Annotated in this window: 13 protein-coding genes; 3 read left to right on the plus strand and 10 right to left on the minus strand. The window is 60.9% G+C overall.

Annotated elements, in window-relative coordinates; genetic code table 11:
- Positions 1-35 precede the first annotated feature (35 nt).
- Positions 36-419 carry a hypothetical protein gene (locus BW992_RS19925; protein WP_076406966.1) on the plus strand — a complete coding sequence of 128 codons (384 nt, stop codon included), beginning with the start codon at positions 36-38 and terminating at the stop codon, positions 417-419.
- Positions 420-494: 75 nt separating this feature from the next.
- Here BW992_RS19925 and BW992_RS19930 read toward each other — a convergent pair whose 3' ends face one another.
- Positions 495-923 (minus strand): DUF2628 domain-containing protein, encoded by a 429-nt coding sequence (locus tag BW992_RS19930; RefSeq protein ID WP_076406967.1) that lies wholly within the window; start codon positions 921-923, stop codon positions 495-497.
- A 264-nt stretch (positions 924-1,187) separates the two neighbouring features.
- Between BW992_RS19930 and BW992_RS19935 the strand changes: the two genes are divergently transcribed.
- Entirely contained in the window at positions 1,188-2,114 is a 927-nt protein-coding gene (locus BW992_RS19935) for a Gfo/Idh/MocA family protein (protein ID WP_072398394.1), read from the plus strand.
- 110 nt (positions 2,115-2,224) lie between these two features.
- On the opposite strand, the gene BW992_RS19940 is transcribed toward BW992_RS19935, so the two are convergent.
- From BW992_RS19940 to BW992_RS19955, 4 genes are all read right to left on the minus strand, one after another.
- Complete coding sequence (locus BW992_RS19940; RefSeq protein ID WP_076406968.1) at positions 2,225-4,465, minus strand: xanthine dehydrogenase family protein molybdopterin-binding subunit; 2,241 nt, start codon at positions 4,463-4,465, stop codon at positions 2,225-2,227.
- 12 nt (positions 4,466-4,477) lie between these two features.
- Complete coding sequence (locus tag BW992_RS19945; protein ID WP_072398392.1) at positions 4,478-4,951, minus strand: (2Fe-2S)-binding protein; 474 nt, start codon at positions 4,949-4,951, stop codon at positions 4,478-4,480.
- Positions 4,952-5,450: 499 nt separating this feature from the next.
- Positions 5,451-5,711, minus strand: a complete 261-nt coding sequence (locus BW992_RS19950; protein ID WP_072398391.1) for a hypothetical protein — start codon at positions 5,709-5,711, stop codon at positions 5,451-5,453.
- Between the two features lie 183 nt (positions 5,712-5,894).
- On the minus strand, positions 5,895-6,998 hold the full coding sequence (locus BW992_RS19955) for a polyamine ABC transporter substrate-binding protein (RefSeq protein WP_072398390.1): 1,104 nt from the start codon (positions 6,996-6,998) through the stop codon (positions 5,895-5,897).
- 136 nt (positions 6,999-7,134) lie between these two features.
- On the opposite strand from BW992_RS19955, the gene BW992_RS19960 reads away from it, so the two are divergent.
- The gene (locus BW992_RS19960) at positions 7,135-7,926 is read left to right on the plus strand and encodes a helix-turn-helix domain-containing protein (RefSeq protein ID WP_072398389.1); all 792 of its coding nucleotides are present in this window, start codon (positions 7,135-7,137) and stop codon (positions 7,924-7,926) included.
- A gap of 45 nt (positions 7,927-7,971) precedes the next feature.
- On the opposite strand, the gene BW992_RS19965 is transcribed toward BW992_RS19960, so the two are convergent.
- From BW992_RS19965 to BW992_RS19985, 5 genes are all read right to left on the minus strand, one after another.
- Positions 7,972-8,907 carry an alpha/beta fold hydrolase gene (locus tag BW992_RS19965; RefSeq protein WP_072398388.1) on the minus strand — a complete coding sequence of 312 codons (936 nt, stop codon included), beginning with the start codon at positions 8,905-8,907 and terminating at the stop codon, positions 7,972-7,974.
- A gap of 47 nt (positions 8,908-8,954) precedes the next feature.
- Positions 8,955-9,566, minus strand: a complete 612-nt coding sequence (locus BW992_RS19970) for a TetR/AcrR family transcriptional regulator (protein ID WP_072398387.1) — start codon at positions 9,564-9,566, stop codon at positions 8,955-8,957.
- Between the two features lie 126 nt (positions 9,567-9,692).
- Complete coding sequence (locus BW992_RS19975) at positions 9,693-11,063, minus strand: ATP-binding protein (RefSeq protein ID WP_231991070.1); 1,371 nt, start codon at positions 11,061-11,063, stop codon at positions 9,693-9,695.
- Positions 11,026-11,712 carry a response regulator transcription factor gene (locus BW992_RS19980; protein ID WP_072458943.1) on the minus strand — a complete coding sequence of 229 codons (687 nt, stop codon included), beginning with the start codon at positions 11,710-11,712 and terminating at the stop codon, positions 11,026-11,028. Before BW992_RS19980 ends, BW992_RS19975 begins: the two co-directional genes overlap by 38 nt.
- Positions 11,712-12,533, minus strand: coding sequence for a MipA/OmpV family protein (locus tag BW992_RS19985; RefSeq protein WP_231991071.1), 822 nt, complete (start codon positions 12,531-12,533; stop codon positions 11,712-11,714). Before BW992_RS19985 ends, BW992_RS19980 begins: the two co-directional genes overlap by 1 nt.
- Positions 12,534-12,575 lie beyond the last annotated feature (42 nt).

Genomic DNA, 12,575 nt, shown 5'->3' on the forward strand with positions numbered 1-12,575 from the left:
CGGTTTTACCAGGTAGGTGTTGAAAAGGATTTCTCATGAACGACCCATCGGCCTCGTTGCCGCGTATCAGGCCACAGCAACCCTCCCTCGGCGTCGGCCGAGGGCTTGCCGAGGATGATCGCGACACGAATCGACGTATCCGTGAATTGCTGCGCTTCTATGGGCTGCGCACCAGCCTGATTCGTTTGAAGGTGATCGAGGCCATGCTGGTCGCGGCCAGGGCGGATCATGCCCTAGAGGTGCGTGAACTGCATGCCGCCCTGGGCGAGCCTTGCGCGCAGCTGTCATTCATCAGCGTGAGGGAAGTGCTGCGGCGCTTATGCGAGGAGGATGTCGTTCTCCTGCGGGACAAGCGCTACAGCTTCACCGTCGACGCCCGGGCGATGTTGCACCTGGACACTGCTCAAGCGTTCGGATGAGGTTGTTCGCTGCACAAAATGCAGCGCCCGCGCCCTTTTTACGGGGCGCGGGCGCTTGAGCGGACCGGCGTGCAATCACAAGCGCATGCCCTGGAACGGGTTCCAGCCTTGCTCGCCTTTGACTTCCTTGAGGTAGTAAGCGTAGTTGGTCATCATCGCGTAGGTCATGGAGAACGCGATGCTCAGGCCGGTATTCAGAGGCCTTGGCACCTCCATGCCCATGATGGCGAAAAGCACGCTCAGCGCGATGTTGATGGCGATGATGAGGCCGATCATGGCCAGGTTCTTCTTCCACAGCCCCAGGACGAACAGATAGATCGGGCCAAAGAAGAAGGCGATGATGTTGGCGTTGATGAGGATCTTTTTCCTGAAGTCGGGCAGCTTTTTCATCGCTTCCTTGTAGCGCGGGTCGCTCGGCGCTCCATAGGTGTCGAAGAAGTTGAAGCGCTCCTGCCACTTGGCGCTGTATTTGCCGCTATCTTGCAACTGTTCGGTGGTGCTCATCCGGGGCTCCTTGGGGTCCATGAGGGGGCAATCGTTCTTCCGGGATTTTCCTGTGCTTGCGCTGCAAGCTTTATAAGCGTTGGGGCGAAAAAATACTCCATCGCCTGCCCGTGGGACCGCCTGATCTGTGACCCGTATCACTTTCCTGCGCACACCGGCCCGCCCTCATTCGGAACGTGCCCATTGTCTGGCACGGCAATTACGTCTAGTTTGCTGCCCGACCCTTAAATAAAAACCAGCGTACAAAAAAATCAGGAGTCCCAGATGCAACCGATTCGTCTCGGTCTGGTGGGCTATGGCAAGATCGCCCAGGACCAACACGTTCCCGCCATCCAGGCCAACCCCGCCTTCCAGCTGGTGGCCGTCGCTACCCAGGGCAAGCCCTGTGCCGGCGTGGAGAATTTCCAGTCCCTGGGCCAGTTGCTCGATAACGGCCCGCAGGTCGATGCCATTGCGTTCTGCACGCCGCCCCAGGGTCGATTCGCGTTGGTGCAGCAAGCGCTGGCCGCAGGCAAGCATGTCCTGGTGGAAAAGCCGCCGTGCGCCACGTTGGGCGAAGCCATGGAACTGGTGAGCCAGGCGCACAAGCACGGTGTCAGCGCGCTGTTCGCCTGGCATTCTCGCTACGCGCCGGGAATCGAAGCCGCTCGCGACTGGTTGGCCACCCGGACGTTGCAGAGCGTGCAGATCGACTGGAAGGAAGACGTGCGCAAGTGGCATCCCGGCCAGGCGTGGATCTGGCAGCCGGGTGGCCTGGGTGTGTTCGATCCCGGAATCAACGCGCTGTCCATCGCGACCCATCTGCTGCCCTTGCCACTGTTCGTCGAATCTGCCGAGCTGCGGGTTCCGGACAATTGCCAATCACCTATCGCCGCCAGCATCAGGATGTCGGATGCACGCCACCTCGATGTCCGGGCGGAGTTCGATTTCGACCATGGTCATGATGAGCTCTGGAGCATCGAGATTCGCTGCGCCGAGGGTGTCCTGCGGCTGGACAACGGTGGCGCGTTGTTGAGTATCGATGGCGTGCGCCAGGCCGTTTCGGAGGAAGGGGAATACCCGGCGGTGTATCGGCATTTCCAGCAGTTGATCACGGACAAGGCCCGCGACCTGGACCTGCAGCCCTTGCGGCTGGTGGCGGACAGCTTCTTCGTGGGCAGCCGGACGCTGGTCGAACCGTTCTACGATTGAAGATCGGGCAACGGCACTGCACCCGTTGGCGTGGCAAGGTCATCGCCGGGCCCCATGTGAGGCTGCCGGACACTGCGACTCGCTCGCAGAGTCCGGCAGCCTTTTTCATGTCATGCCAGCTGGAACGGCAACTGGCGTAGCGGCTTGCCCGTGAGGCTCGCGATGGCGTTGGCAAAAGCAGGTGCCAGGGCCGGCAGGCCGGGTTCACCCATCCCCGTGGGAGGCTCGGCGCTGGGTACGACATGGACGGCGATGTCCGGCATGTCGGTGATGCGCGGCACGCTGAAGTCGGCGAAGTTGCTCTGCTGCACCACCCCGTCCGTCAAGGTGACAGCGCCGCCTGGCAGGCACATGGACAAGCCCATCACGGCCGCGCCCTGTACCTGGGCTTCCACGCTGCGCGGGTTGACCACCAGGTTGCAGTGCACGCCAGCGGTGGCGCGATGCAGCACCGGGCGACCGTCTTGCACGGAGGCCTCCACGACATAGGCCACCACGGAACTGAACGACTCATGGACCGCCACGCCCCAGGCATGGCCGGCGTTAAGCTGACGCTTGCCATATTCGCTCTTGTCCACGGCCAGTTGCAGGGCCGCGCGATGGCGAGGACTTTGGTCGCCGAACAGCTTCATCCTGTAGGCCACCGGATCCTGCCGGGTGGTGCGGGCGATTTCGTCGATCAAGGTTTCCATGACGAAGGCGGTGTGGGTGGAACCCACGCTGCGCCACCAGAGCACCGGTACGTTGAGTTTGGGATGATGGACCGTCAGGCGCATCGGCAGCGGGTAAGGGTTGCGCATGCCCTCGGTCGCGGTAGGATCGATGCCGTTTTTCACCCGGCCACCGAACAGGGTGCCGCTGAGGATCGACTGCCCGACCAGGGCGTGGTCCCAGGCCAGCACCTTGCCGTTGTCATCGAAGCCTATTCGCGCGCGGTGCAGGTGCATGGGCCGGTAGTAGCCGCCCTTGATGTCGTCTTCCCGGCTCCAGAGCGTGCGTATCGGGACCTCCAGCCCACTGGCGCGGGCAGCCTTGGCCACCTCGCAGGCCAGGGCGACGAAATCGCCGCTGGGGACACCACGCCGGCCGAAGCCTCCGCCCGCCGTCTGCACGTTGACCAGGACCTGTTCCGGCTTGAGATTCAGCACCTTGGCGGCCACGCTCCCATCGCCGCCGGGAAACTGCGTGCCGACCCACAGGCGGGCGCCATCGTCGGCAAGCTGCACGGTGCAGTTCAGGGGCTCCATGGGGGCATGGGCGAGGTAGGGGAATACGAATTCGGCTTCGAGCTTGTGCGGTGCCGTGGCCAGGGGCGCCATGTCGGCCTCGAAATGCAACGGGCCGGGCTGGCCGGCGAGTTCCCGGTACTGGACCAGTTGCTTGTCGCTGTCCACTTTCTCCAAGCCAGCCAGGTTCCATTCCAGCTTCAAGGCGTCTCGGGCGAGCTTGGCTTGCCAGTAGCCATCGGCGATGACCGCCACGCCTTCGGCACCGCCATCCAGCGGCACCCGCACCACGGCTTTCACGCCCTTGGTGGCACGCGCCGCGCTGTCGTCCAGGGAGCTGATTTTCGCGCCGAATACCGGTGGCCTGGCGACGACGGCCGTAAGCTGCCCAGGCAGGTGCATGTCGATGCCGAAATCCTGCTGGCCGCTGCTCTTGGCCTTGGCATCGATGCGGGTGGTGGCCTGGCCGATGATGCGGAAGTCCTTGGGGTCCTTGAGCGTGATCTGCTCGGGCACGGGCATTTTCATTGCGGCTTCGGCCAGTTCCCCATAGCTTGCCTGGCGTCCTCCAGGCCCCAGCACCTTGCCAGATTGCGTGCTCAGGCTCGCCACGTCCACGTTCCAGCGCGCGGCCGCGGCGGCAAGCAGCATGGCGCGAGCGCGGGCGCCGAGTTCGCGGTATTGGATGTAGCTGTTCTTGATCGAATTGGAGCCGCCGGTGAGGTGGATGCCGAAGATCGGGTCCTGGTAGGCGGCGTCGCCGTTGCCGTTGCGACTGCGCACCAGGCTCCAGTCGGCATCGAGTTCTTCGGCGAGAATCATCGGCAGGGCGGTCTGCACCCCTTGGCCGAACTCCAGTCGATTGATGGTCACGATGACCTCTCCGCTGGGGGCGATCTGCACGAAGGCAGACGGTTGCTGGGCCGGTTTGAGAGGGGCGCCGGCAGTGTCGTCGGCCTGTTGGGCCATGGCCAGGTGCGGAAAGGCACCCAGCGCCAGCCCGCCGATGCCGACGATCTTAAGGAAACTGCGACGGGGCAGGGTGGTGGGGCCGTCGGCAAGATCGCGCTCGAACATAGGCTGCAAGGCGCGGGGAACCTCACCGGGAAAGATGTCGTTCAGCATGACGAGCTCCGATCAGGCAAGGGCCTTGGCGGCATCAGCCACCGCGGCGCGAATACGGGCATAAGTGCCGCAACGGCAGATATTGCCGGCCATGGCTGAGTCGATTTCAGCCACGGTGGGTTGCTTGCCCTTGGGTTGGGCCTTGAGGAAAGCGGTGGCGCTCATGATCTGGCCGCTCTGGCAGTAGCCGCACTGCGCCACGTCGTGCTTGACCCAGGCTTCATGGACCGCGGTGCCGACCGGATCGCTGCCGTTGGTGGCCGCTTCGATGGTGGTGATGTGCTTGCCTTCGGCGGCGGCAATGGGCGTCACGCAGGAACGAATGGCCTGGCCATCGAGGTGAACGGTGCAGGCGCCGCACAGTGCCGCGCCGCAGCCGAACTTGGTGCCGGTCATGCCCAGCGTGTCGCGCAGGGTCCAGAGGATGGGCGTTCCTGGGTCTACGTCGACCGTGTATTCACGGCCGTTGATAGTGAGTGCACTCATGATGGGCTAGCTCTCCGGACAAGAGTGGGTCAGTGCTTGGATACGACGCGTGTTGAAGACAAGGGGAGGCCGGTAGCGGAAGGTCAATCTGGCCCACTTCCGCTGTGGACACACCGCATCATCAGGCTTTGCACGAAAAGCCTTGATACTCGCTCATGCTGCGTTGAAAACAGCCTCGCCTGAACTTCGTCTCAAGACTTTTCGTACAGAGCCTGGCGCCGTGACTCGATCAGATACCGATTTGATGTGAATGACTCTAACCCACTATAGAAGTCATTGCGTTAGACCGGATTGCCTGATCCTCTCGAATAATTGCCTGATCTGGCAAATTGGCGGGTCAGTCGAATCGAAGTTGTCGATAGCCGCTTCGCCTCATCCAGGGCTCCTGAGGGCGCTAGACTCGGTACGGAAAGCCTTGACACTCGTTCAGGCTGCGTTGAAAACCGCCTCGCCTGATCTTCGCCTCAAGACTTTTCGTACAGAGCCTGACTGTCAGGATTCAGCGCGTTGAGCGTCTGTTCGATTCGTGATCGGCCGTTGCGGCCGGGGCAAGTTCCGGGAACTGCGCCAGCAGCGCCTTGTTCCCGGCGGCGATGAGTTTCTTCACTGCCTGGGTGATGTTGAGTCGGACCATTCCGGTGGAAATGGAATACATGGCCCAGGCTTGTTCGGGTGTGCAATGGATGATTTGCTCTTCAATTTCCTTATAGGCCTTGCGGTCGTCTGACTCCGGATAGCCCTGGTGGTTACTTTGGTGCATGAATGGATTCCTTCCCTCTATGACAGCCCTGGCGTCGGGCTGTCTTTTCCCTGGGTGACGTTCATGGCTTCAGATAGCCGCGTCAGAACTGCAGCGGTTCTCCCACCCTGGGCGCTGTCTGAAAAGCCTCAAACAGAGCCTGATTCAAGCGTTGCAGGAGGCGTCAACGACAACTCCATCAGATCAAGTGCCGCTCTTTACCTTGGTCCAGACCCGGGTGCGGATGCGCTCCAGTTTCAAGGGCAGGGGTTCGAGAGGAACCAGTGTGGCAATCGTCTTCTTGTCCGGATAGATCCAGGGATTGTCGCGCAGCTGTTGCTCGACGAATTCCGTGGCGTCTTTATTGGCGTTGGGATAGAGGGTGTGATTCGAGGTCTTGGCGATGACTTCCGGACGCAGCATGTAGTTGATGAATGCCATGCCTTCCTTCGGGTGGGGGGCGTCTTTCAATAGAACCAGGTTTTCCGACCAGACCAGCGCACCTTCGCGGGGAAGGCTGTAGGCGATCTTGCGACCAGTGTTGTTCTTTTCGTTGATGGCCTGCGCCGCAAGCGCACCGTTTGCCCAGCCCACGACCGCGCAGATATTGCCATCGGCCAGGTCGGCGTCGATTCGCGACGAGTCGAAATAGAGGACGTAGGGACGGATTTTCAGCAGCAGCGCCTGGGCCTTCTGGTAGTCGTCCGGATTCTTGCTGTTGCTTGGCAGCCCAAGGTAATGCAAGGCAATGGAGATGATCTCGCTGGGAGAGTCGAGCATCGCCACGCCACACGACTTGAGTTTGCTGATGTTCTCTTCCTTGAAGATCAGGTCCCAGCTGTCCACCGGCGCATCGTCGCCCAGGGCGGCCTTGATCTTGTCCACGTCATAACCAATGCCGGTGGTCCCCCACAGATAGGGCACGGCATAGCGGTTGCCTGGATCATTGACTGCCAGTTGGGCCAGGATGTCAGGGTCGACATGGGACAAGTTTCCGAGCTGGTTGCGATCCAGCGGTTGCAGCACACCTGCCTGGATGAGGCTTGGCAATACATTGGAGGTGGCCACCACCACATCGTACCCTGTACGCCCGGCCATCACCTTGCTCTGCATGATTTCGGCGCTGTCGAATGGGTCCATGTGGAATCGGGTGCCGGTTTCCTGCTCGAACTCTTTCGGAGTCTGCGGTGCGATAAACCCGAACCAGTTATACAGATACATCGTCGGTTCTGCGGCACCCGCCGAGCTGTTTATCCCGATACAAAGAAGCGAAGCTGAAAGAATGCGGCGCAGGCGCGACTTGCTCATACAACTATCCTTGTCAAGGCGATGGCCTTCATGGCCGTCGTAACCCGGGACCGAATATACCCCGCATTGACGAATAGTAAATACCTACGAATACTTATCCGCGCCCGACGAATCCCTAACCCTAAAGGGGTAGAAAATGCCGCTCGACCTTCACAGCCTGGCTTGGCATCGATCGATCGGACAACTGATCATGCGGTTGAATCGTCCAGAGTTCTGGAGCTCTCTTGTCCGTCTTTTGAATGAACATGTGCAGGTCGATAACTGGGTCGTATTGATTTTCAGCAATCAGCAAGTTCAAGTGGTCAGCCTTCCTGAAGTGGCCGACACGGAAGAAGTCGATGCGTTCATTCATCGCTATGTAAAAGGGCTCTACATGCTGGACCCGTTCTATATAGCCGATCGGGAAAATCCGCAGACCGGTTTCTTCCATATGTTGGATGTGGCGCCGGAGCACTTTCTCGAGACAGAGTATTACCACCAGTATTTTGAACAGTACATCTCGGTGGATGAGGCGCAATACAACGTCAAGCTCGATCCCGAAAGAACGCTATGCGTGTCCTTCGGCAGCAATGTTCGCTTTACCCAGGAACAAATCACGACGCTCGATATCATCAAGCCCTGGGTGACAGCGTTGATGCACCAGCGCATGGCTTTTGAAGTTGACGTGGCAAAACATCCTGGCGAGCCAGCACCCTGGCCAGAGACCATCGCCTCGCTGGGGGCACAGATCACCGTGCGTGAAAAAGATGTGCTCAAGTTGTTATTGAGTGGCTTTTCAAACAAGGAAATCGCAGGAAAGCTTTCCCTGTCGGCGGAAACCATAAAAGTGCACCGTCGTAACATCTACGCCAAGTTGAATATCAAGTCACAGTCCGAATTGTTTGCACGATTCTTTACCTCCAAGCAGGACGCCATGGCGTTGAGTTGAGGCCGGTATGCCTTTGCAGAATGAGCAGAGGCACCGCTATTTCCCTCACGGCTTGCCGAAGAAATCAACCAACAGGTCGGCCACGCGGTTGGCCGCTTCCTCTGGCAGGTAATGCCCGGCATCGAGGATCACCTCGCCTTGCACATCTGCCGCCAGAGGCTTCAATGCATCGATGATGTGATTCGCGACACCTCGCTGCGCTCCGAGGGCCAGGACGGGGATGCCGAGTGGCGTCTCGGCGCGGCGACGGTTCGCGGCGACCCCTTCGCCGGACAATGCAGATTGGTAGTAGCCGGTCACCGCCCGTAATGCGCCAGGGGCCGCAAGCTGGCGTGCATAGACGGCGATGTCTTCAGGCGTGATGGTCCAGGGCTGAAGGGCCTTGGCCCTGAACAGCCAGGTGAGAAAGGCCTCTTCGCGCCCGGATATGAGTAGCTGGGGGAGGTCATCGAGCTGGTTGAACGCAAAGTGCCAACTGCGTCGGTTGGCCTCATCGACAGGCAGGTCGGTGCGAGGCGTTGAAAGGCCGGGTATCAACGCGTCGAGCAGTGCGACGCGACGGATGTCCGAGCGCCAGTCCGCGGCCCAGGCGTAGGCGATCCAGGTGCCTACGTCATGCCCCGCGACATCGATGGGGCCGTTTTCGAACAATCCGAGGACCTGGGCGAACTGGTGCAGTTCGGTGGCGACAGTGGCCAGGTCATAACGACCGGCAGGCGCATCGCTTTCACCCATGCCGCGAGGGTCGAGCGCGATGACCCGATAACCGGCGTCCACCAGTTGGGGCATCACATAGCGCCATGCATACCAGCTTTGCGGCCAACCTGGGATCAGCAGGATGGGTGGGCCTTCGCCGCCCTCGACGTAGTGAATATTGACGTCACTTACCCGTGTGCTGGCATGGCGAAAACGCTGCCAGAAGTCGGTGCGGAGCAGGAAATCCTGACCGACGAAATCAGGCTGTGCTGATCGAGTGTTCATGTGGTTTCCTCAAATGGAACTGAATGTTTCCTAATTGGGCAAAAAAATCATTCGAGCAAGCGCATCAACTCGAAAACCATGCCAGACATTGCCTCGCTGCTGGATCCGGTCTTTCCCAATACCCGCATGCCTTGCTGGAGTGCCAGCAGGAGTTTGGCCAGGGGAGCGGCATCGATCTGTGCATTGACGGACCCGTCGAGCTGCCCTTCTTCGATCAGGCGACGCAACTGTGCCTCCCGCCTGTTCTGCTGTGCAGCGATCCGGTCTGCCACGTCCATATCGGCCTGGGAAAGCTCCACGGCGGCTTCGACCACCAGGCATCCGGTGCGGCCCGGGATCTCGCCGCTCAGCTGCGCGTATTGAGTGAGCAAGGCCTGGATTTTGTCGCGGCCCGAATGCCTGTCCAGCAACTGAGCGGCGATGGCTTCGGCGCGCAGCGCCATATAGCGATCGAGCGCCGCCAGAAAAAGTCCGCGTTTGTCGCCCCAGGCCTTGTAGATGCTGCCCGACGTCAGCCCCAGGCAGGCGTTCAGGTCGGCGATGGAGGTGCCGTGATAGCCATATTCGCTGAAGCGCTTGATTGCCTTGTCCAGCACCGCATCCGTATCGAATTCGCGGGGGCGGCCTGGGCGGATGGATATTTCGGATTGAGTCGTCATGGCGACAGCATAGGAAACATTTGTTTCCAAATAAAGGGGGGGGAAACAAAAAATACCGTTGCCCCCACAGAAAGACAGGCGGGTCCAGGCGAACCCGCGCCTCCTGATGCATGGCTCCGGGGCGTCTCACTGCTGCCGGATAAGCTGGAACCGTAGCCCGGGATCCGCTCGCTGTACGGACAGTGTCCAGCCGTGGGCCGTGGCGATTTCCTGGCAGATGGCCAGGCCCAGCCCCGCGCCGTGATCACGCCGATGGGCCCCGCGCCAGAACCGCTCGAAGAGATGCACCAGATGCTCTTTGTCCACGCCCGGACCGTGATCGCGCAATGTCAGGGTGTCGGCATCCACTTCGATATGAATGTCGCTGCCTTGAGGCGCATGCTGGAGAGCGTTTTCCAGCAGGTTCTTGAGTAGCGTGAAGAGGGCGCCTCGATCCGCCAGCCACTGTGTGTCGGCATCGCCGCCGACGAGCAGTTTCACCTGTGCCGTGTCGGCCATTCGTTGGAGGTAATCGACGGTTTCCCTGACCACTTCGCGGACGTTGACCGTAGCGAACCGGTAGCTCTGGATCTCGCTCGCTTCGGCCAGGTGCAGCAATTGATGGACCTGGCGGGTCATGTGCTCGACGTCGTTGAGCAGCGCTCCGCGTTCATGGCCTTGATCCAGTAATTCGATCTGGGCACGGATCAAGGCCAGCGGCGTCTTCAGCTCATGCGCCGCTTTGGCCAGGAATTCCTGCTGCACGCGATAACCACGTTCCAGGCGCATCAGCACGTGGTTGAAACTCTCGACCAGGGGCGCGATTTCCGCCGGAACCGAAGCGGTTGGCAGGCGTGCGTGAATGGACCGGGGGGAAATGGCGGCGGCCAGGTTCGATATGTCGCGCAGTGGCTTGAAGGTGTATCTCAAGGTGACGTAGACGCAGGTGCCGAAGACGAACAGCAGCACCAGGCTGAACAGGGCGATTCCCAGCCCGGTGAAAGGCAGTGCGAAGGCCCGGTAGACCAGGTGCAGGAACCTCGTGCTGGCGGCGAATTGCAGATACCAGACGCGTCCCTCGTGTTCGACGACCGCGGTGGCGCCGTGCATCCGCACGTCAGCATGCGTGAACACGAAGCGCTCCGGTGGCGGCAGGCTGGCCGCGCTGTAGGGCGGCCATTGGACTTCGCTGGCGGAAGCCAGCGCGACCTTGCCGGAATCGTCCAGCACGCGGTAAGCCGTTTCCTGTTTAAGGCTGTCGAACACCCATTCGACGTCGAAGTCGGTGACGTCCAGGTCCACCGGATTGCCCTGGCTGTCGAACACCAGGTCATCGACCATGTCGTGTGTCGTATCGGCCACTTCTGCGCCCGAGAGCAGGTCGCTCTGGGAAGAGGACATCGAAACCACCACCAGCACCACCAGCGCGGTGGTCAGCGCTGCCCCGGCGACATACGCGAGCAACACCTTAACGGCGAGGCTATTGAACCTGATCATGCGTGCCCAGGGCATAGCCATGTCCCCTGACGTTCACGATGGTGTATTGCGACCCCACCATGATCAATTTACGACGAATGCGGTGCAGGGCGACGTCCAGTGCATTGGGTGTGACCGCATCGGTCAATCCCCAGGCTGCCGCCTCCAATGCTTTGCGTCGCACCACATCGGACTGATTGCGCACCAGAAGCAGCATGATCTGCATTTGCGCAGCGGACAGGGCCATGCTCCTGTCCCCTCGGCACAGTACGCCGGTGTCGGGTCGCAAGGTTAGGTCGCCATGGCTGGGATTGAGGGTGCTGAGCTGGACGGGGCGGCGAAGCAGCGCCTTGACCCGTGCCACCATCTCATCCATGGCGAAGGGTTTGGGAAGATAGTCGTCCGCGCCGGCGTCCAGGCCTTCGACGCGATCATGCAGCGCATCCCGCGCCGTCAAGACCAGGCACGGCAAGCCCAGGGCGACCCTGCGCATTTTCTGCAGCAGCACGAGCCCGTCGCCATCCGGCAGCCCTCGGTCCAGGACCATTGCCTGGTAAGGAAGCCGCTGCACGGCCGCCCAGGCGGTGTCGATGCGGCCGACCACATCCACCGCGATGCCGACGCCGGCCAGGCCCTTGCAGATCAGCTGCGCAAGCCGTTCGTGGTCCTCGACCAGGAGTATGCGGCTCATCAGAAACGGTACAGGTAACCGAAGCGCACGCTGTTTTCGGTAGAAGCATCCACCAGCGGGCTGTCCTTGATCTCATTGGCCAGGCGTACCGCTTCCAGGTCGAGAAATACCGAGTGGTGTCGATCGAACAGGTAGGTACCACGCAGGCCGAATTCAGTGTTCATAGCGGACTTCCCGTCATAGGCTGGGCGATCGGAACGGGCTTCCTCGTCGCGAACCCCGAAATAGTAGTCGACATAGTCCTTGTCCTGCCAGACGGCGGCCAGCCGCGGAGTGAGCCTGATCCGGTCGCCCAGCTCCCACGTCCTGTCCAGGCCGAGGGTGAAGCGCTGTCCATCGCTGTTGCCCGAGGCGTCGGCCGTCCACTGCGCCGTGACGTTCGCCCATGGGTTTTCCCATTTCACGTTCCCCCCGGCCCATAGGCCGCCGTCCCGGTCATCCATACCGTCGAGAATCCGTGCGTCGTCGTCCTCATAGCCGCTGGAGTCGTAGTGGATCACTGCGTTGAACTTCAGTTGCTGAGTGTCATCGAGGCGCAGGCTCGGCAGCTTGATCTCGGCAGTGGTGCCGAACACCTCCAGATAATCGTTCTCGAAATAGATCAGCGGTATGACCTGGTTATCCCGATCGATATCGGTATAGGGCTGTTGGCTGCTGGCGGCACCGATCCCCAGCCCCCAGGATGAACTCCCTTCGGCGCGTTCCGGTTCGGCGGCGCGGACCACCAGGGACGTACTCGACCCAACCAGAGCGGCTGAAATGACCATGCAGCGCGTCAGCGCCGTCAAGCGTTTCGGAGCAGGGAAGCGTGAAAGAGACATGCAGCTCTCCAGAGCGAGGATAAGGACGCCGCGATGATCGGC

The sequence above is a fragment of the Pseudomonas sp. 7SR1 genome (genome assembly GCF_900156465.1).
Classification (GTDB): domain Bacteria; phylum Pseudomonadota; class Gammaproteobacteria; order Pseudomonadales; family Pseudomonadaceae; genus Aquipseudomonas.